Origin of the sequence: Kribbella alba (assembly GCF_039529635.1) — a bacterium.
In the GTDB taxonomy this organism is placed as follows: Bacteria; Actinomycetota; Actinomycetes; order Propionibacteriales; family Kribbellaceae; genus Kribbella; species Kribbella alba.
The window spans coordinates 1,613,315-1,631,572 of record NZ_BAAANE010000004.1 but is presented as its reverse complement, the minus strand read 5'-3'; the positions used below and the strand labels follow the sequence as shown (position 1 = coordinate 1,631,572).

The 18,258-nt window shown below is 68.1% G+C and carries 20 protein-coding genes and 1 riboswitch; of the genes, 13 read left to right on the top strand and 7 right to left on the bottom strand.

The genetic code is table 11. The features are described from left to right. Nucleotides 1–100 precede the first annotated feature (100 nt). Nucleotides 101–622 carry a DinB family protein gene (locus tag ABD210_RS14585; protein WP_344111829.1) on the bottom strand — a complete coding sequence of 174 codons (522 nt, stop codon included), beginning with the start codon at nt 620–622 and terminating at the stop codon, nt 101–103. A gap of 201 nt (nt 623–823) precedes the next feature. On the opposite strand from ABD210_RS14585, the gene ABD210_RS14580 reads away from it, so the two are divergent. The 6 genes from ABD210_RS14580 to ABD210_RS14555 all read left to right on the top strand — a co-directional run bounded on the left by ABD210_RS14580 (nt 824) and on the right by ABD210_RS14555 (nt 6,374). Further along, entirely contained in the window at nt 824–2,572 is a 1,749-nt protein-coding gene (locus tag ABD210_RS14580; protein ID WP_344111827.1) for a DEAD/DEAH box helicase, read from the top strand. Between the two features lie 138 nt (nt 2,573–2,710). Next, nucleotides 2,711–3,079, top strand: coding sequence for a DUF1304 domain-containing protein (locus ABD210_RS14575; RefSeq protein ID WP_344111826.1), 369 nt, complete (start codon nt 2,711–2,713; stop codon nt 3,077–3,079). 64 nt (nt 3,080–3,143) lie between these two features. Beyond that, on the top strand, nt 3,144–4,517 hold the full coding sequence (locus tag ABD210_RS14570; RefSeq protein WP_344111824.1) for an MFS transporter: 1,374 nt from the start codon (nt 3,144–3,146) through the stop codon (nt 4,515–4,517). A gap of 139 nt (nt 4,518–4,656) precedes the next feature. After that, a riboswitch (cobalamin riboswitch) is annotated at nt 4,657–4,723 on the top strand. Between the two features lie 52 nt (nt 4,724–4,775). Further along, entirely contained in the window at nt 4,776–4,979 is a 204-nt protein-coding gene (locus tag ABD210_RS14565; protein WP_344111822.1) for a CbtB domain-containing protein, read from the top strand. A 58-nt stretch (nt 4,980–5,037) separates the two neighbouring features. Continuing rightward, complete coding sequence (locus ABD210_RS14560; protein WP_344111821.1) at nt 5,038–5,808, top strand: CbtA family protein; 771 nt, start codon at nt 5,038–5,040, stop codon at nt 5,806–5,808. Further along, nucleotides 5,805–6,374 carry a histidine phosphatase family protein gene (locus tag ABD210_RS14555; RefSeq protein WP_344111820.1) on the top strand — a complete coding sequence of 190 codons (570 nt, stop codon included), beginning with the start codon at nt 5,805–5,807 and terminating at the stop codon, nt 6,372–6,374. The genes ABD210_RS14560 and ABD210_RS14555 overlap by 4 nt, the downstream gene beginning before the upstream one ends. 13 nt (nt 6,375–6,387) lie before the next feature. Here the strand turns inward: ABD210_RS14555 and ABD210_RS14550 are convergent, their stop codons facing one another. The 4 genes from ABD210_RS14550 to ABD210_RS14535 are packed head-to-tail and all read right to left on the bottom strand — an operon-like array spanning nt 6,388 to nt 9,044. Further along, nucleotides 6,388–6,789, bottom strand: coding sequence for a VOC family protein (locus ABD210_RS14550; RefSeq protein WP_344111819.1), 402 nt, complete (start codon nt 6,787–6,789; stop codon nt 6,388–6,390). Nucleotides 6,790–6,822: 33 nt separating this feature from the next. After that, complete coding sequence (locus ABD210_RS14545) at nt 6,823–7,464, bottom strand: class I SAM-dependent methyltransferase (RefSeq protein ID WP_344111818.1); 642 nt, start codon at nt 7,462–7,464, stop codon at nt 6,823–6,825. 10 nt (nt 7,465–7,474) lie between these two features. After that, the gene (locus ABD210_RS14540) at nt 7,475–8,326 is read right to left on the bottom strand and encodes a fumarylacetoacetate hydrolase family protein (protein WP_344111816.1); all 852 of its coding nucleotides are present in this window, start codon (nt 8,324–8,326) and stop codon (nt 7,475–7,477) included. 22 nt (nt 8,327–8,348) lie between these two features. After that, nucleotides 8,349–9,044, bottom strand: a complete 696-nt coding sequence (locus ABD210_RS14535; protein ID WP_344111815.1) for a GntR family transcriptional regulator — start codon at nt 9,042–9,044, stop codon at nt 8,349–8,351. Between the two features lie 145 nt (nt 9,045–9,189). On the opposite strand from ABD210_RS14535, the gene ABD210_RS14530 reads away from it, so the two are divergent. Genes ABD210_RS14530 through ABD210_RS14505 form a run of 6 tightly spaced genes read left to right on the top strand, consistent with a single transcriptional unit; the run spans nt 9,190 to nt 15,917 of the window. Beyond that, a complete protein-coding gene (locus ABD210_RS14530) occupies nt 9,190–10,284 on the top strand; it encodes a sugar ABC transporter substrate-binding protein (RefSeq protein WP_344111813.1) in 1,095 nt (364 codons plus the stop codon). 48 nt (nt 10,285–10,332) lie between these two features. Continuing rightward, on the top strand, nt 10,333–11,427 hold the full coding sequence (locus tag ABD210_RS14525) for a mandelate racemase/muconate lactonizing enzyme family protein (protein ID WP_344111811.1): 1,095 nt from the start codon (nt 10,333–10,335) through the stop codon (nt 11,425–11,427). Continuing rightward, complete coding sequence (locus tag ABD210_RS14520; RefSeq protein WP_344111810.1) at nt 11,424–12,509, top strand: ABC transporter permease; 1,086 nt, start codon at nt 11,424–11,426, stop codon at nt 12,507–12,509. Before ABD210_RS14525 ends, ABD210_RS14520 begins: the two co-directional genes overlap by 4 nt. A 35-nt stretch (nt 12,510–12,544) precedes the next feature. Further along, nucleotides 12,545–13,513 (top strand): ABC transporter permease, encoded by a 969-nt coding sequence (locus ABD210_RS14515; RefSeq protein ID WP_344111809.1) that lies wholly within the window; start codon nt 12,545–12,547, stop codon nt 13,511–13,513. Further along, nucleotides 13,510–15,027, top strand: coding sequence for a sugar ABC transporter ATP-binding protein (locus ABD210_RS14510; RefSeq protein WP_344111807.1), 1,518 nt, complete (start codon nt 13,510–13,512; stop codon nt 15,025–15,027). The genes ABD210_RS14515 and ABD210_RS14510 overlap by 4 nt, the downstream gene beginning before the upstream one ends. Further along, nucleotides 15,024–15,917 (top strand): amidohydrolase family protein, encoded by an 894-nt coding sequence (locus ABD210_RS14505; RefSeq protein ID WP_344111805.1) that lies wholly within the window; start codon nt 15,024–15,026, stop codon nt 15,915–15,917. The genes ABD210_RS14510 and ABD210_RS14505 overlap by 4 nt, the downstream gene beginning before the upstream one ends. 66 nt (nt 15,918–15,983) lie before the next feature. Here the strand turns inward: ABD210_RS14505 and ABD210_RS14500 are convergent, their stop codons facing one another. Continuing rightward, the gene (locus ABD210_RS14500) at nt 15,984–17,033 is read right to left on the bottom strand and encodes a DNA polymerase IV (protein ID WP_344111804.1); all 1,050 of its coding nucleotides are present in this window, start codon (nt 17,031–17,033) and stop codon (nt 15,984–15,986) included. A 310-nt stretch (nt 17,034–17,343) separates the two neighbouring features. On the opposite strand from ABD210_RS14500, the gene ABD210_RS14495 reads away from it, so the two are divergent. Beyond that, a complete protein-coding gene (locus tag ABD210_RS14495) occupies nt 17,344–17,655 on the top strand; it encodes a WhiB family transcriptional regulator (protein ID WP_344111803.1) in 312 nt (103 codons plus the stop codon). A 149-nt stretch (nt 17,656–17,804) separates the two neighbouring features. Here the strand turns inward: ABD210_RS14495 and ABD210_RS14490 are convergent, their stop codons facing one another. Then, nucleotides 17,805–18,137, bottom strand: a complete 333-nt coding sequence (locus ABD210_RS14490) for a TFIIB-type zinc ribbon-containing protein (protein ID WP_344111801.1) — start codon at nt 18,135–18,137, stop codon at nt 17,805–17,807. Nucleotides 18,138–18,258 lie beyond the last annotated feature (121 nt).

Here is an 18,258-nt window from a genome sequence, read left to right as displayed (position 1 = left end):
CTCAGCGGCCGTCGCCGGGCCGGGTTGATGAGTGCTGGAAGTCCGGGCCATCCGGCCTACTGGCACGAGACGCCAGGCCCTGAGGCTATCCGGCGCGGGTCTACTCGCCGGTCAGGCCGTCGACGCGCTCGCGGAGCAGGTCGGCGTGGCCGTTGTGCCGCGCGTACTCCTCGACCATGTGGATCAACAGCCACCGCACCGAGTACTCCTCGTCGCGACGCGGGTGGCGGAAGGTGTGATCCAGGTCGTACCCGCTCACGATCTCGTCCGAGGTCCGGATGATCGCCTTGAAGTCGGCGAGGTCCTGCTCGGCCTGCGCCGGATCCACCAGGTCGAAGTCGCCGTCGGGCTGCTCGGTTGTCCACAGCCGCGGTTCCACCGGTCGTCCGTCGAGGCAGATCTGATACCAGAAGCGCTCGACCTCGGTGAGGTGCCGGACCAGGCCGAGCAGGCTCATCGTGGACGGCTCGGCGCTGCGGGTGGCCAGCTGCTCACCGGTCAGACCAGAGGTCTTCCACAGCAGCGTGCCGCGATGGAAGTCGACGAAACCCTGCAGGAGTTCGCGCTCACCCGCCACGGTTGGCGGATCGGCGCGGAAGGCGGAATCTTCTGCGGTGGTCACGGCGTTGAACCTATCGTGCGTCTCACACCCGGATACTCTCCGCAGACGATCCCGGGGTGACGTACACTGTCGGTGACGGTCCGCCCAGTTCTGCCTCGGACCGCGCTCCAGCGCCCATCGTGCGCTGGCGTCGACCACCACGCGCCGCAGCCCACCTGGCCGCGCCGGGCAGGACGACCCTCGACTTTCTTGGAGTACCACATGGCGGCACGCCGCCCCAGTATCACTACGCCCGATTCCACTCGCACCGATCAGACAGCACGCGCCCAGGGTGAGGCCCCAGCGCGTCCGCGGCGCCGACGCCGCTCCGGTGCCCCCGGCAACAACGCCGGCAACAACCAGACCACTCGCACGAATGGTGCTAACGGCACCGGCCGTACGCCGGTCGCCGGCAACGGCTCGTACGACGAGCTCGAGGTGACAGTGGTCCCGGACGACCTGACCTTCGCCGACCTCGGCGTACCGGCTCAGCTGGTCACCGCATTGGCGGCGACGGGTGTGACCCACCCGTTCCCGATCCAGGCGGCCACGCTGCGGGATTCCCTGGCCGGCCGGGACGTGCTCGGCCGCGGCCGGACGGGTTCCGGTAAGACCTACGCATTCGTCCTGCCCCTGTTGGCCCGACTGGCCGCCAGCGGCACGAAGCGCCGGCCGAACCACCCGCGGGCGTTGATCCTGGCGCCGACCCGGGAGCTGGCAACGCAGATCCAGGCGTCGATCACGCCGCTGACCGATGCGCTCAAGCTCCGCACCATGACGATCTTCGGTGGTGTCGGGCACGGTCCGCAGATCACCGGCCTGCGCAACGGAGTCGACATCGTCGTCGCCTGCCCCGGCCGGCTCGAAGACCACGTCAAGGCCGGGCACGCGAAGCTCGGCTCGGTCGAGATCACCGTGCTGGACGAGGCCGACCACATGGCCGACCTCGGCTTCCTGCCGGCGGTCCGGCGCATCCTGGAGGCGACTCCGGCCGATGCGCAGCGGCTGCTCTTCTCGGCCACGCTCGACGCAGGCGTCGATGTGCTGGTCAAGCGGTTCATGACCAACCCGGTCACGCACAGCGTCGACTCGGCTCAGTCGCCGGTCGCGAAGATGACGCACCACGTGCTACACGTCCAGGCCGACAGCCGGCTGCCGGTGCTGGTCGACCTGACCGCCGCACCGGGCCGCACGCTCGTCTTCACCCGGACCAAGTACGGCGCGAAGTCGCTCACGAAGAAGCTGATCGCTCAGGGCGTTCCGGCCGTCGAGCTGCACGGCAACCTGTCCCAGGGAGCCCGGACCCGGAACCTCGAGGCGTTCTCCGACGGCTCGGCCAACACGCTGGTCGCCACGGACATCGCCGCCCGCGGCATCCACGTGGACGACGTCGCGCTGGTGATCCACGCCGATCCGCCGATCGAGCACAAGGCCTACCTGCACCGCTCCGGCCGTACTGCGCGGGCGGGCGCTGAAGGAACCGTCGTCACGCTGATGACGGACGACCAGGTCCGCGACGTGCGAGACCTGACCAAGAAGGCCGGGATCGCGCCGAAGGTGACCAAACTCCGCATCGGTGATCCGCTGCTGTCGGAGCTCGCGCCGGGTGAGCGGACCTTCGTGGCTCCCGTCGCGAAGACCACGATCGAGCCGAGCGCGGGCCGTCGTACCGGTGGCTCCGCCTCGGCGGGCGGTCGTGGGCGTCGTGGCCGCGGCGCCGGACCGGGCGCAGGCGCCGGCCGTGGCTCCGGGGCCGCACGCGGAGCCGGAACCGGAGCTGGGCGCGGAACCGGCGGCGGGCGCGGGGCTGGTCAGGCGACCAAGTCTCGTGGCGCGGCGCGCGGTGGATCGGGCTCCTCGGGTGCACCGAAGAGCTACTCGACCACCACGCCAGGGACCAGCTCCCGCACGGCAGGTGCAGCAGCCTTCTCGGCAGGCACCCGCTCCGGGGGCTCACGCCGCGGTCGCTGACCTCCACTGGTCGCTGACCTCCTAGCACTACCAGGGCCCAAGCCCGTCCCAGTCAGGCTTCTGACCGGGGCGGCCTGGGCCTTTGCGTGACGCTCGCGCCTTCTGTTGCCGGGGGCATGCGGACGGTACGGTTCGCTCGTGAACACCGTCGCGCAGATCTTCGTCGGCCTGGCAGGCGCCTTCCATCTGGCTGTCTTCGCCATGGAGAGCCTGCTCTTCCGGAAGCCGAGCACCTACAGGCGATTCCTGATCCCGAACCGGGCCGAGGCCGAGATCGCCCAGCCGTGGGCCTTCAACCAGGGCTTCTACAACCTGTTCCTGGCGCTCGGTGCGTTCGGCGGCCTGATCGCAGGTGGGGACAAGGGTCACGCGATCGCGCTGTTCTCCTGCGCCTGCATGGCCGGTGCCGGCATCGTCCTGGTCGCCTCGAACCCCAAGCTGGCTCGATCCGCGGTCCTGCAGGCCGGCCCGCCGATCCTCGCGCTGGTCCTGGCTGCGTCGCTGTGAGTTGAAGTCGACTTGAAGTCGAAGAGTTGACTTCAAGTCCACTTGATGTCCCAGGGTACTCGGCATGACGACGATCACCGAGGAGTCCATCCCGCGCACCCGAGTGGGTGTGCTCTCGCCGCAGTACAGGGCGTTGACGGTCGGGATGGTCGCTCTGGTCACCTTGGTCGCGTTCGAGTCGTTGGCGGTGACCACCGCGATGCCGACGGTGGCGCAGGCACTGGACGGCCTGTCGTTGTACGCGCTCGCGTTCGGCGGACCGTTGGCGGCGGGGGTCGTGGCGATCGTCGTCTCCGGCACCTGGAGTGATCTGAGGGGGCCGACCCGCCCGCTCTGGCACGGCACCGCGTGGTTCGTGGCCGGCCTGCTGATCGCCGGTCTCGCGCCGTCGATGGAGGTGTTGGTTGCCGGCCGCATCATCCAGGGCTACGGCGCCGGCCTCCTGACGGTCGCCCTGTACGTCGTGGTCGGACACCTCTACCCGGCGGAACTCCGGCCCCGGATCTTCGCCGCCTTCGCCACCGGCTGGGTGGTCCCGTCACTGGTCGGTCCCGCGATCGCCGGTCTCGTCGTGGAGCACACCAGCTGGCGGATCGTCTTCCTCGCAGTACCGGTGCTGGCGATCCCGGCCGTCCTGGTGATGCGCCCGGGGCTCGCCCACGCCAGTGCACCGAGGGAACGAAGGGATCAGCGGCTCTGGGACAAACGTGCGACGATCGCGATCGCCGCAGCCGTAGCTGTCGGTCTACTTCACTACGGTGGTCAGCAGCGCGGCGTCCTGCAGGTGCTCCTGCTTGTTGTCGGACTGACCGGCGTCATCTTCTTCGCGCCGAAGTTGCTGCCCAGCGGGACGTTCCGGATGAGCGCAGGACTCCCGGCGGCGATCGCTCTGCGAGGGTTGGTGGCTGCGTCCGGGTTCGGCGCCGAGGTGTTCCTGCCGTTGATGCTGACTCGCGAACGTGGTCTTTCCCCTGCCTTCGCCGGGTTGGTTCTGACGATCAGCGCGCTCAGTTGGACCGCTGCCTCTTGGTACCGCGGCCGCCCGAACCAGCCGTTCTCCCACGGTGTCTTCCTGCAGGCGGGCATGATCTCGCTCGTGCTCGGCATCGCGACCGCGGCCCTGACGCTGAACCCGCACGTCCCTGTGCTGGTCGGAGTCCTGGGCTGGGGGCTCGCCGGACTCGGCATGGGCACGGTGTTCCCGACCCTCTCGGTGCTGATCCTGGAGTATTCCAGCCGCGAAGAGCAGGGCGCCAACAGTGCGGCCGGGCAGCTTGCCGCTTCATTGTCGACGGCAACTATCCTGGCGATCTGCGGCTCGCTGTTCGCCGCGATCGAGCCGCACTCCGCGACCACGGCGTACCTGGCGGCCTTCGGACTGCCGGCCGTGCTCGCGCTCCTCGGCGTCCAGGCAGGCCGCCGTACGACGGCGCCCTGAACTACTCCTTGGAGCCGCTGACCCCGCGCCCCGCGCCCAGACGCTGTCGGGTGGGAAACCTCACCCGCGACGCGCGGCTCCGTTGACCCTGACAGACGGCTGCGGCTACGGTTCGGGGGACAACCTGCGGTGCCATGAGGGAAACCGGTGAAAGTCCGGTACGGCCGCGCCACTGTGAGCGAGCTTCTGCTCGTGAGTCAGGACGCTCGGACACCAGCAGCCTTTCGAAGGGGACGCGCACTTCCCCAGGAGGTTCAGATGCCAACACCTGTTTCCGCTCGCCCGGTCGCCGTGCCTGCCGTATCGCCGCGCCTGCTCGCAGCCGCCCTGCTCACCGTGGGCCTGTTGCTGATGCTCGCGTACCTGGTCGCGTTCGACCAGGGCGCGCTGTCCCAGTCGGGCATGTACCTGCACGAACTGATGCACGACGGCCGGCACCTGCTCGGCGTCCCCTGTCACTAGTGCCCCTGGAAACAAAGGGCCCGCCGGACCGGCGGGCCCTCGGAAAGACAGGACTGCCATGCGCAGCTTCGCTTCTCTCCTGGTGCGCGGACTGATCGTCGGCCTCTTCGCCGGCCTGTTGGCCGGAACCTTCGCGTACGTGATGGGCGAACCGCACATCGACTCGGCGATCGCGATCGAAGAAGCGACCGGTGCCGCGCACACCCACGATGCCGCCGGGAACGCTGTGCCCGTCGAGCCTGACGAGAAGCCCCTCGTCAGCCGGGACGGCCAGCGCGCCGGACTCTTCCTCGCCACCTCCCTGTACGGCGTGGCGCTGGGTGGCATCTTCGCGGTCGGATTCGCCCTGTTCCGGCGCAAACTGCGGACCAGCAGCGACTCGTACGCCGCACTCGGCCTGGCTGCGGCTGGTTATGTGGGGATCGTGCTCGTGCCTTTCCTCAAGTACCCGCCGAACCCGCCCGCCGTCGGTGATCCCGAGACGATCACCAGGCGGACAGTGACCTATCTGCTCACGCTGGTGATCGGCCTGCTCGCGGTCTGGGCGGGAGTCGCCGCCTCCCGCTGGGCGCTGCGGTTCGGCCCGGTCCAGTGGATCCGACTGGCCGTCGGCGGATCCGCCTTCCTGGCGACGGTGGTCGCGGCGTACCTGATCCTGCCGACGATCAACGAGGTGCCCGGCTCGTTCCCGGCCACCTTGCTCTGGCAGTTCCGACTCGCCTCGCTCGGCACGCAGACGACACTCTGGCTGCTACTCGGGCTCGGCTATGCCGCCGTGATCGATCGCCGCAAGCCGGCCACTACCCAGGCTGAGGCGGTTGCGGCTTGAGCACACTCACGCTGGTCGCGCACGCCCTCACGCCGGCGCTACGAGGTCTCGTCCTGGGCGGAGCTCCCGAACCGGATATGTCCAGCGTCGAGGCGGCCCGCGAACTCAAGGTCGAGGCCGACGAAGTCTTCGCCGGCCCAGAACCGGCCGCACTGAAGACGGCGGAGGCGCTCGGGCTGACTCCGTCGATCGAGCAGGCGCTGCGCGATCGCGAGTACGGCGACTGGAACGGGCAGAACCTCGAGGAACTGCTCGCGGCGGATCCCGGGCCGGTGGCCGCTTGGCTCGACCACCCGCATACCGCACCACCCCGTGGCGAGAGCGCGAACGACCTGATCGCCCGGGTCGCCGACTGGCTCGGCGATCTCGCCCAGGCGGAGGCGGAGCGTAGTACTGGGCAAGGGCGACGAACCATCGTGGCTGTGGTTCATCCGGCGGTCGTCCGCGCGGCGGTGCTGTACGTACTCGATGCACCGGCGGAGTCCCTTCGGCACGTCGACGTGCGGCCGCTTTCGGTGGTCCGGTTCTCCGCCTATGCAGGCTCGTGGTCCCTCGTCCTCGGCTGACGGAGCCCACCGATCAGCTGGTCGCGGCTCGTTCGGCGGCGCTTCGGAGGACGCAGAACTCGTTGCCCTCCGGGTCGAGCATGACGACGAAGCCGGCGCCCAGGGGTGCTCCCGGCTCCAGCTTGTCGGGTGTGGTCCGGTCGTCGTAGACGATGGCGCCGAGGTTGAGCAACCGCTCGACCTCCTCGTCGCGGGACCCGTCCGGCTCCAGATCGAGGTGGACCCGGTTCTTGACGGACTTGGTGTCCGGGTTCTGCCAGAACAGCAGGGTCATCGAGTCGGTGGTGACGGTCGCGGCCGGATCGCCCGGGAAGTCGTCGTCGGCGAGCTTGCCGCCGAGGACCTCGGCCCAGAAGGTCGCCAACGTGTAGGGGTCATGGGTGTCGAAGGTGACTGTGCGCACGGAGGAGGTCATGGGGGTGAGCGTGGCGCAGGTGACTGACCCGCGCTACTGAATTGCAGCCGGCTTGCGGAAGAACAGGCATGCCTGGGGGACTGCGGCCTCTAGATCCGTGATCAGTCGGGTGTGCGCGATCAGGCCGGCGGCGGTGGCCAGTTCGGCGATCCGGTCGGGCGGCAACAGGTAGACATCCAGCGACATCGGGTGGCCGCCGTACCCGGACTTCTTGTGCCGGCGTTCGTCGCCGACGTGGAAGCCGAGCAGCAGTTCTCCACCGGGAGCCAGGACTCGGTGGAACTCGGCGAACGCGACCGGCAGGACTTCCGGTGGGAGGTGGACGATCGACCACCAAGCGATGAGCCCGCCGAGTCCGGCGTCTGGCAGGTCAAGGTCCGTCATCGACCCGACGGCGAAGGTCAGCCCCGGGTGGTCCCGACGTGCCACTTCGACCATCCCTGGCGACAGGTCGACACCGGACGCCTGCAGTCCGAGTTCGTGCAGCAAGGCGGTCACACGACCCGGCCCGCAGCCCACATCGAGGACCGGACCGCTGCCGCCCTGCTGCACGAGCTCGGCGAACCTCGCCAGTGTCGCCCGTTCCCACGGCCCGCCGTCGCGCACTATCTCGGCATAGTCCGCGGCGACGGTGTCGTAAGACGTCCGGGTGTCATGCAGGTAGGACTGGGTCACGCCGGAGAGATTAAGCCTTGCCGAGGGTCTGCTTCTGGCGCCCCAGTCCCTCGATCTCGCACTCGACGATGTCGCCGGGTGAGAGGTAGGGGAACCGACCAGACAGTGCCACGCCTTCCGGCGTGCCCGTGTTCACGATGTCGCCCGGATCCAGCGTCATGTACTGCGAGAGGTCGCGGATCAGGGCCGCCACCGAGAAGATCATGTCGCGGGTGTTGGAGTCCTGGCGAGGCTCGCCGTTGACGAACGACTTGAGCGCGAGGTTCTGCGGGTCGCCGATCTCGTCCGCCGGGACCAGCGCCGGGCCGAGCGGGTTGAAGGTCTCGCAGCACTTGCCCTTGGACCACTGGCCGCCGGACACCTCGAGCTGGAACGCCCGCTCGGACACGTCGTTGGAGACCGTGTACCCGGCGATGCAGGCGAGCGCCTCCTCGTCCGACTCGACGTACCGCGCGGTCTTGCCGATGACGACCGCGAGCTCGACCTCCCAGTCGGTCTTCGTGCTGCCGCGCGGAACCAGCACCTCGTCGTGCGGGCCGACGACGGTGTTGGGGTGCTTGAAGAAGACGATCGGCTGAGCGGGCGGCTCGGCGCCGGACTCGGCCGCGTGGGCGGCGTAGTTCTGCCCGATGCAGACCACGGCCGCGGGCCTGGCGATGGGCGCGCCCACTCGCAGGCCGGCGGCGTCCACCACCGGGAGCGAGCCTGCCTCCAGTGCGGCGCGGGCACGCGCGATGCCGTCCGAGGAGAGGAAGGCGCCGTCGATGTCGGCGGTGACGGAGGTCAGGTCGTAGACGGTGCCGTCGGCGTCGCGCACGTACGGGCGCTCCTCACCGACCGCGCCGAGGCGCAGCAGTTCCACAGAATCTCCTAGCGGTGTCAGATCATTCTTTGTCGAAAATCGGCCTCAGCCGAGACCGGGAGGCCTCGATGTGGGATCGCATCGCGGCGGCCGCCTCGGTGGGGTCGCCCTTGCGGACGGCCGCCACCACTGTCTTGTGCTCGCGAAGTGCCTTGGTGGCGATGCCGCCACCGTAGTACAGCCGGAACAGGTGCAGGTGGCAGTGTGTGCGGGCGAAGGACTGCCGGGCGGTGTCGTTGCCGGACAGTTCCAGCACCAGGTCGTGGAACCGCTGGTCGTGTGCGGCCATCGCCTTGTAGCTGTCGTAGTCGGGCCGGTCCGGGACGTCGGTGTAGCTGAGCATCTCGTCCTTGAGCCGGACCAGATCGTCCGCGGCGGCGCGCTCGGCCGCCCGGCCGGCTGCCCACGGCTCGATGTGCAGGCGGTACTCGAAGAGGTCCTCGAATTCCTCCTTGGTCAACCGGGACGACACCCGGTAGCCGCGCAGTGGCTCCTTGATCACCAGGCCGTCGGACTCCAGCCGGGCCAGCGACTCGCGGATGGGGGTCTGGGAGATGCCGAGCTCCCGGGTCAGCGCGTCGATGTTGAGCCGGGTGCCCGGTTCGACCACGCTGTCCATGATCAGGCCCTTGACCGTCTCGTAGACGTCGTCACTCAGTACCTGTCGCTGGGGCAGGCGGGTGAGCTGTCCCGCCAGACCCAGATGAGCATCTGTCACAGTCGCTCCTCCCGAAACCTCATTCTGCCCGACCCTCCACCGGTTGGTGTGCACAGTCGTTACCAGAGCAAGTCTTGACGCCACCAGTGTGAAGCGGCAGCATCAGCTACGCAATATCCTATAGGATCTTTGAGGAGCAGGCCCCATGAACGTCCCATCGCTCTACCGGAAGACCGCCGTCGGGCTGGCCATCGTTGCGCTGGCCGCAACCGGCTGCAGCACCAAGAGCTCCAACGACACTGCGGGCGGTAGCAGCGGCAACGATGCCTCCGCCGGTACGTCGGGCGGTCCGGTCACGCTGAAGGACGCCTCCAAGGTCAAGCTAGCCCTGATCCCGGGCGGCGCGCACCCCTATTTCCAGCCGTGGAAGACGACCGCGGAGCTCGACAAGACCGACTTCAAGCTCGGTGACGTCACCTTCAACGAGACCGGCGAGTGGGACCAGGGCAAGCAGAACAATGTGATCAACTCGCTCGCGGCCCAGGGCTACAACGCGTTCGGGATCTTCGGTGTCTCGCCGACCGACATCAACTCCACCTTCGAGGACCTGAAGGCGAAGGGGTTCGCGGTCGGCTCGCTGGCCTCCTGCCCGGCCGGTGACACGAACTCGGCCGACTTCTGCCTGTCCACCGACGTCGAGGCGGCGGCGTACAAGGCGACCAAGGCAACGATCGACGCGATCGGCGGCGAGGGCACGATCGTGCACCTGACCGGTAACAACGTCGACTCGAACACGCAGCGCCGGATCGCCGGGGTGAAGAAGGCGATCGCCGAGACGAACGGCAAGGTGACCGAGCTGCCGGTGATCACCGACATCGACAAGGACCTGCAGACCGCGCAGAAGGCGGTCGCCGACCTGCTCGCCTCCAAGGGCAAAGAGATCAAGGGCATCGTCACCACCGCCTACAACCCGGCGGTCGCGGCGGCCGACGGCGTGGCCAGCAGCAAGCTGCCGATCAAGGTGGTCGCGATCGACGACGACGCCAAGATCCTGTCCGGGATCAAGTCCGGCGGCGTGGCCGCGACCGTGACCCAGAACCCGGTCGGCCAGGCGTATGTCGGCGGCTGGCTGCTCGCCCTGCTCGGCTCCAAGCAGTGCACGATGAAGACCCCCGGCGTGATCGTCGACTCGGGCTCCTTCGTGGTCACCAAGGCCAACGTGGACAGCTACGACACCGAGCGGAAGGCGAAGACGGCTGAGCTGCAGAAGGAGTTCGCGAGCCAGCTGACCTGCCAGTGACGTACTGACAATCCTTTGCTGAACGGCCATCCGAAAGCGGTAGAGAGCTTGCCCAAGTCAACAATCACCCGAGCCGAGGCGTTCCTCGTCGACCTCGAGGTGGAGACCGTCCGGACCGACGCGGTCCAGGCGTTCCTCAAACAGGAGACGGTGTTCGTCGAGCTGGAGACGAGCGACGGCCTCAGTGGCCTTGGCTACTCCTACACGATCGGAACCGGTGGCAGCGCGGTCCTCGCGATGCTGCGTGACCACTTGCTGCCCCGCCTGGTCGGCGCGGACGCGCGCAATGTCGAGGGGATCTGGTTCGACCTGTTCGCGTCCACCCGGGCGACGACAGTCGGGGCGATCACCTCGCTGGCGCTGGCCTCGGTAGACACCGCGTTGTGGGATCTCCGCTGTCGCCGTGCCGGTGAGCCGCTCTGGCGGCTCGCCGGTGGGTTCCGCCGGAACGTGCCGCTGTACGACACCGAGGGTGGCTGGTTGCACCTGACAACGGACCAGTTGGTCGCGGGCGCCCTCGCCTCGCAGAAGGCCGGATGGCCCGGGGTCAAGCTGAAGGTCGGCAAGCCCCGCGTGCACGAGGATCTGGAACGCCTCCAGGCCGTCCGGGACGCGGTCGGTCCAGCGCTGGACATCATGGTCGACGCGAACCAGTCGATGACGTACGCCGAGGCGAAGCGGCGCGCTCGCGCCTTCGAGCCGCTCGACCTGAGTTGGTTCGAGGAGCCACTGCCGGCCGACGACCTGACCGGACATGTCCGGCTCGCCGACTCCACCTCGATCCCGATCGCGGTGGGCGAGTCGATGTACTCCGTGTCGCAGTTCCGGGAGTACGTCGCCGCCGGCGCCGCGGGCATCGTCCAGGTGGACGTCGCCCGGGTCGGCGGTATCACCCCGTGGCTGAAGGTGGCGCACCTGGCCGAGACCTTCAACCTGGAGGTCTGCCCGCACTTCCTGATGGAGCTCCACGTCAGCCTGACGGCCGCAGTACCGAACGGTCGGTACGTCGAGCACATCCCGCAGCTTCGGGCGATCACGCACACCGAGATGGAGATCGTGGACGGTCACGCCGTGGCCCCCGACGAACCGGGACTCGGCATCGACTGGGACCACGACGCGATCGACGACCGGCGGGTCTCATGAGCGCACCGGTCTCGGAGACGGCCACCGCGGCGCTGCAGGAGCCGGACGCCCCGGTCGAGCAGCCACGCGGTGGGCGGGTCCCGTGGTGGGCGAACCAGCGGATCGGCCTGCTGTTACTGGTCGTCGCCCTCTCCGCCCTGTTCGGCATCCTGCGTCCCGCGTTCTTCAATCAGCAGTTGGTGGTCTTCCCGCTGCTGCGCGACATCGCGATGTTCACCGTGGTCGGCCTGGCCCAGATGTGCGTGCTGTCGATCGGCCACATGAACCTGGCGGTCGGCCGGATGGCCGCCGTCTCGATGATGGTCACCGGCATCTCGTACGACCTGTGGCACTTCGGCCTGTACGCCGGGTTGCTGGTCGGGTTGATCGCCGGGGCGGCGATCGGCGCGCTCGCGGGGTGGGTGATCGCGCGGACCGGCGTGAACTCGTTCGTCGTCACGCTCGCCCTGGACTTCCTGCTGCTGGGCCTGATCCCCCTCGTCTATACGGCGCTGACCGACAACGCGGCCTTCGTCACCAAGCCACCGGGCATGCGGGAGCTGCGGAACTACTCGCTCGCGGATGTTTGCATCGGCAACGTCTGCGGATCTCCCGCGGTGCCGCAGTTGGCGATGTTCGCGGTGATCGCGATGGTCGTGGTCGGCTGGATCTACAGCCGCACGAAGCTCGGCCGGGAACTGCTGATGACCGGTACCTCGGTCAAGGCCGCCGAGCTGTCGGGGATCCCGACGGCGCGACGGGTGATCATCGCGCATGCCATGTCCGGGTGTCTTGCCGCTCTGGCCGGGTTCATGCTGGCCGTCAGCACCGGTTCGATCAAGGCGACGATCGGTGAGGAGTTCATGCTGCCGTCGTTCCTCGGCCCGATCCTGGGCGGCACCCTGCTGGCCGGCGGGTTCATCTCCGTGTGGGGCACGCTGCTCGGCACCGCGCTGACCACGGTGATCCGGAAGGGACTCGACCTGCTGGGCGTCGGGCTGGAGAGCCTGAACATCTACCTCGGCCTGATCCTGCTGGTCGCGCTCTCGACCGACCGGATCCGAACAGTGTTCTCCGAGCGGCAGGGGGTGAGAAAACGATGAAACGCTTCGCCCTCCGTTTCGCCAGGACGACGGAGATGACCTTGCTGGTCATCTGCGTGGCGATGTTCGCCGGCCTGGTGATCGCCTCGAACGGTGACCTGCTCTCGGCCAATTCCTTGAGAGTGCTGCTTCAGTTCCTTGCCGTGCCCGTGCTGATCGGCTTGGCTCAGATGGTGGTTCTGGCCGTGGGACAACTCAACCTGGCCGTCGGTGCGATCGGTGGATTCGCCGCGGTCAGCATGGGTGTGCTGATGGCCGACCACGGGGTGCCCGTGCCGCTCGCGCTGCTGATCGGATTCCTGCTGGCATCCGTGGCCGGCCTGCTGAACGGTTTGCTCGTGGTGCTCACCCGGATCAATGGATTCATCGTGACGCTCGCGACCATGACAGTCCTGCTCGGCGTGCAGTACCGCGTGGTCGGCACGCGCACCGTCGACGGCTATCCCCAGAGCATCAAGAGCTTCGGCTCGTACGCCGTGTTCGGCATCCTGCCGTTGATCTTCCTGGTGGCGTTGGTGGTGGCCGCCCTGCTCGCGGTGATGCTGCGCCGGACTGTGCCCGGGCGACAGCTGCTCGCCTCGGGCGGGAACCCCATTGCCGCAAGGCTTTCCGGCATCTCGAACGACCGGTCCGTGATCATCGCGCACACCTTGTCCGGGGCGATCCTCGGCATCGCCGCGATCCTCACGGTCGCCTCGTCGCCGGGTGTGAACAAGAGCATCGGCGGTGACTGGCTGCTCCCGAGCTTCGCCGCCCCGATCATCGGTGGCGCCTTGCTGACCGGTGGTTCGGCCGTCGTGCTCGGCACGGTGCTGGCCGCGTTCATCGTGCGATTCGTCGACACGGCCCGGGCGGAGTTCTCGCTCGAGCCGAGCTGGGTGAACTTCGTCGTCGGTGCGGTGGTTCTCGGCTCGGTCGTGCTCGGGCAGGTCCGCACCCGCCGGCAGGAACGCCGTACCGTCGTCAAAGCGCCGGATGCGGCCGTGGCCGGAGGTGTGTCATGACGCTGTTCGAGGCCGAGAAGGTGGACAAGCTGTTCCCCGGCGTGCGCGCGCTGGACGGGGTGACGCTGAAGCTGGAAGCCGGCTCGGTGCACGCCCTGCTGGGCGAGAACGGCGCGGGAAAGTCGACCCTGATCAAGGTGATCACCGGGCTCTACCGTCCGGACGGCGGTCGCCTGCTGCTCGACGGCAAGGAGGTGCAGTTCGGATCGCCGCACGAGTCCGCTGCCGCGGGCATCGGCGTGGTGCACCAGGAGCGCAACCTGATCCCCGGGTTCACCGTCGGCGAGAACATCCTGCTGCAGAAGCTGCCGACGTCGCGCGGACTGGTGGATCGCGCGGCTATTCGTACCGAGGCGGCACGCTGGCTGGCCGAGCTGGACCTGGACATCGATCCGGACCAGCCGGTGACCGATCTGTCCGTGGCGCAGGCGCAGTTGGTCGAGATCGCGAAGGCGCTGTCGATCGAGAGCCGGGTGCTGCTGTTCGACGAGCCGACCGCGTCGATCACGCCGAACGAGGCCGAGCGGCTGTTCCGGGTGGTCGGCAAGCTGAAGGACGCCGACTGTGCGGTGCTGTTCGTCAGCCACAAGCTCGAAGAGGTCTTCCAGATCTGCGACACCGTCACGGTCCTCAGGGACGGCGCGTCGGTGCTGGAATCAGGCACGCTGTCCGACCTGACCCGTGACGAAGTGGTCGACCTGATGGTCGGCCGCGTCCACGAGGCCCTCGCGCTACCACCGCGGACCGTCCCCACCGGGGCCGCACCGCTGCTGGAGCTGTCCGGAGTCAGTACTGCGACCGGTCACGCGGACGTGGATCTCACGGTGCGGCCGGGCGAGATCGTCGGTCTGTACGGGCTCGTCGGCGCGGGGCGGAGCGAGCTCGCCAAGGCGCTGCTCGGGCTGGACCGGATCACAGCGGGCGAGGTCCGGGTGCGTGGTCAGGTGGTGCGGATCCGCAACGTCCGCGACGCGTTGCACCACCACAAGATCGGCTACGTCACCGAGAACCGGAAGGAGGAGGGCGTCTTCCTCGAGCAGTCGGTGAGCCGCAACATCGCGGTGACGGTGTGGGACAGGCTTCGCAAGGCCTTCGGCTATGTGCCGGCCAAGGCTGAGACCGCGATGGTCGCCGAGTACGTAGAACAGCTCGGGATCCGGATCGCGTCACCGGCGCAGCTGGCCGGGACCTTGTCCGGCGGGAACCAGCAGAAGGTGTCGCTGGCGAAGTGGTTGGCGGCGAAGACCGAGATCCTGATCATCGACGAACCCACGGTCGGGATCGACGTCCGGACGAAGGACGCCTTCCACACGCTGATCTGGGACCTGGCCGCCAATGGGCTGGCGATCCTGCTGATCACCTCGGATCTACCGGAGATGATCACGCTGGCCGACCGGGTGGTGGTGATGCGGGACCACCGGGTCCGCGGTGAGGTGGCGAACGACCACGACTACGACACGATGAGCCAGCGGGTCATCCGGCTCATCCACGCAGAAGGGACCACCGCGGCATGAGCGGGCGGGTTGACGAGGACACCGGCGGGCAGGCCGACGGTCGCGTGGGTGGGCGGGTCGATGCGCACCACCACATCTGGGATCTGAGCGTGCGCGAACAGAGCTGGATGGTCGGTCCTGAGCTTGATCCGGTCCGACGGAACTTCACGATCGATGACCTGGCACCGCTCGCATCCGCGGCGGATGTCACCGCGACCGTCGTGGTGCAGACAGTGAGCGTGGCCGCGGAGACGCCGGAGTTCCTGGATGTTGCTGCTGGCAATGAACTGGTCGCGGGCGTGGTCGGCTGGGTGGATCTGACCGCGCCCGATGTCGCGGATGCTCTTGCCGGACTGCAGAACAGGCCCGACGGTTCGTGGCTGAAGGGGATCCGGCACCAGGTGCACGACGAGGCGGATCCACGCTGGCTCTGCCGTCCCGACGTACGGGCTGGTTTGAAGGCGGTGGCTGATGCCGGGCTGGTCTATGACCTGTTGACGAAGACGCCGCAGCTGCCGGCCGCTGTGCAGACGGTTGCCGCGTTGCCGGAGCTGGCGTTCGTGGTGGACCACATCTCGAAGCCGGTGATCGGTGCGGATCCGGAGCCGTGGGCAACGGAGCTGCGAGCCCTCGCGGCGCTGCCGAACGTGTCGTGCAAGCTCTCGGGGATGGTGACCGAGGCTTCGTGGACCGACTGGAAGGTGGCAGACCTGCAGCCGTACGTGGAGGTCGTGCTCGACGCCTTCGGTCCGGACCGCGTCATGTTCGGCTCGGACTGGCCGGTCTGCCTCCTCGCCGCCTCGTACGCCGAGGTGGTCGAGGCCGCCGAAGAACTGACCGCCGGCCTGACCCCCGCCGAACGCAACGCCATCTTCAGCACCACAGCGCGCCGCGTCTACCACCTCACCTGACCTCCCCGACACCCAGCGTCCGAAGAACCGGGGGTCCTGCCCCGCACTTCTTCGGACGCAAGGTGTTCAGGGGGAGGCGGCGAACTCGACCCGGACGCCGAGCAGCCGGACCGGTCGTCTCAGCTCGAACTTGGCCAGTACCGCGAGCGCCGCCGCGGCCACCACCTCGGGATCTTCGGTGACCTCGGGCAGCTTCCGGCTCTTGATCGGCGTGTAGAAACTGGTGAACCGGACCTTCACGTGGACCCGCTGAACCCGTCGGCCCTCGGCGACGACGTCCCGGGTCAGCTCCATCGCCATCAGCCGGATCTTCTCCTCGATCTCCGCCCTTTCGGTCAGGTCTTCGCCGAAGGTCACCTCACGGCTCCGCGACACCGGTTCGCGGGGCACATCGGTCACCTCGGTGTCACCCAGGCCGCGCCCCAAGGCGAGGTACCAGGTACCCATTTTCGGCCCGAACCGCTTCCGCAGTACGTCGAGGTCGGCCGCGGCGAGATCGGCCACGGTGTGCAGGCCGAGCTCGTTGAGGTTCTGCGACATCCGGCTGCCGATTCCCCACAGCTCGCGCACCGGACGGTGGTCCATCACCTCGGCCCAGTTCGCCGCGGTCAGTTGGTAGACCCCCGCGCCGGTGCCGCTGTCCCGCTTGCCGAAACCGGTCGCGAGCTTCGCCCGCACCTTGTTGTCGCCGATCCCGATCGAGCACGACAGCCCGGTCCGCTCCAGCACCGCCTTCCGCAGGTCGGCCGCGAGGCCCCATGGGTCGTCGCTCGTCGCGCCGACGAAGCACTCGTCCCAGCCCCACACCTCGACGATCACGGGGAACTCGCGCAGCGTGTCCATTACCTCGGTCGACGCCGCCTCGTACGTGGCCGGGTCCGACGGCAGGAACACGGCGTCCGGGCAGCGTTTCCACGCCGCCTTCAGCGGCATCCCCGAGTGCACGCCGAACTCGCGCGCCTCGTACGACGCGGTGGCGACCACCTGGCGGGCCTGGCTCGGATCGCCCGAGCCGCCGACCACGACGGGGAGCCCCCGCAGCTCGGGGTGGCGCCGGACCTCGACCGCGGCGAGGAACTGATCCATGTCGACGTGCAGGACCCACCAACGGCTCATCGACGACTCCTCGGACTTGATACCCCAGGGGTACCACAGTCGCCCGAACAGGTCTTGGACCACGGACCTCCCGCACCGGCTTGTTGCCCTTGGCCACGGTCTGTGGTTGGACGAATCGAGACCAGGAGCAAGTAGTTGCCTGGAGCCCCTTTTAGGTCCGCGCCCGCGGGCAGTCGTCACCGTGTGTGAGGGGGTGTGGGGAGGTTTGTTCGCGGGTACTTTGACTGATGCCGCGGTTATGCAGACAGCCGCAGTGATTCCCGATCAGCCCGAGGTGTCTGTCGATGGCTCAGTTTTTCCGGACCGGCTCATGAGTCGGCGTAAGCCGCCGGCCGGGGCGGTCACGAAGGGGCCGGATGGTCTGCCCGACCCGCTGATGGAGAATTGGGAGTGGCAGGACGAGGCCGCCTGCCGGGACGTCAATCCCGAGTTGTTCTTCGCCGCCGAATCCGAGCGTGGTCTGCGGAAACACGCCCGCGAGATGCTCGCCAAGTCACTGTGCGGCACCTGTCCCGTGCAGCGTGAGTGCCGGAACCACGCGGTCATGGTCGGCGAGACATATGGCGTCTGGGGTGGTACGACCGAGGAAGAGCGCGAACCCGCCCTCCACGGCCGCCGCTAGGTGGTTACCCGCCGGTCAACCCAGCTGGGTGGAGCTGACCCTGGGTCGACGAGGCAGGCGTGGTCACGCTGTGTGCCATCGCGCAGGGGACCGTGATCGCCCTGCCCAGCTGACCTCTCGTGCGCGGTGCCCGGCTCGTCGCTCCGGGGTCAGTCGAAGAGTTCTTCGAAGAACGACTTCTTCTTCTTGCGGGGGTACTGCTGGTTGCCATAGCGGTCGTTGTCGTACCGCTTGTCCTTGTCATAGCGGCGATCGTCGTACCGCTTCTCCTCGTACCGCTTCTCTTCGTAGCGCGGCTGCTGCGGCTGCTGCGGGACTGGCGCCGCAGGGGTGTTGAAGGCGGCCTCGGCGTCGACGAGCCGCTCCAGTTCACCCCGGTCCAGGAAGATGCCGCGGCACTCCGTGCATTGGTCGACGGTGATGCTGCTGCGCTCGTAGGTTCGCATCGAGCCTTGGCACTTGGGGCAGGTCAGGGTCTCCATCTCAACACCCTAGGTGACGAAATGCCCGTCATCCCGGGAGTTCAGTGACTTCTTAGGAAGTGCTCACTCGGACGCATTCGCCTCAGGACGTGCCTGAACCGATCAAGCCCGGCCGGCACCC

Excerpts from the sequence above, each read along its gene's own strand:
- ABD210_RS14580 (WP_344111827.1), top strand. The coding sequence starts at position 824 with ATGGCGGCACGCCGCCCCAGTATCACTACGCCCGATTCCACTCGCACC.
- ABD210_RS14570 (WP_344111824.1), top strand. The coding sequence starts at position 3,144 with ATGACGACGATCACCGAGGAGTCCATCCCGCGCACCCGAGTGGGTGTG.
- ABD210_RS14565 (WP_344111822.1), top strand. The coding sequence starts at position 4,776 with ATGCCAACACCTGTTTCCGCTCGCCCGGTCGCCGTGCCTGCCGTATCG.
- ABD210_RS14560 (WP_344111821.1), top strand. The coding sequence starts at position 5,038 with ATGCGCAGCTTCGCTTCTCTCCTGGTGCGCGGACTGATCGTCGGCCTC.
- ABD210_RS14550 (WP_344111819.1), bottom strand. The coding sequence starts at position 6,789 with ATGACCTCCTCCGTGCGCACAGTCACCTTCGACACCCATGACCCCTAC.
- ABD210_RS14530 (WP_344111813.1), top strand. The coding sequence starts at position 9,190 with ATGAACGTCCCATCGCTCTACCGGAAGACCGCCGTCGGGCTGGCCATC.
- ABD210_RS14520 (WP_344111810.1), top strand. The coding sequence starts at position 11,424 with ATGAGCGCACCGGTCTCGGAGACGGCCACCGCGGCGCTGCAGGAGCCG.
- ABD210_RS14515 (WP_344111809.1), top strand. The coding sequence starts at position 12,545 with ATGACCTTGCTGGTCATCTGCGTGGCGATGTTCGCCGGCCTGGTGATC.
- ABD210_RS14510 (WP_344111807.1), top strand. The coding sequence starts at position 13,510 with ATGACGCTGTTCGAGGCCGAGAAGGTGGACAAGCTGTTCCCCGGCGTG.
- ABD210_RS14505 (WP_344111805.1), top strand. The coding sequence starts at position 15,024 with ATGAGCGGGCGGGTTGACGAGGACACCGGCGGGCAGGCCGACGGTCGC.
- ABD210_RS14500 (WP_344111804.1), bottom strand. The coding sequence starts at position 17,033 with ATGAGCCGTTGGTGGGTCCTGCACGTCGACATGGATCAGTTCCTCGCC.
- ABD210_RS14495 (WP_344111803.1), top strand. The coding sequence starts at position 17,344 with ATGAGTCGGCGTAAGCCGCCGGCCGGGGCGGTCACGAAGGGGCCGGAT.
- ABD210_RS14490 (WP_344111801.1), bottom strand. The coding sequence starts at position 18,137 with ATGGAGACCCTGACCTGCCCCAAGTGCCAAGGCTCGATGCGAACCTAC.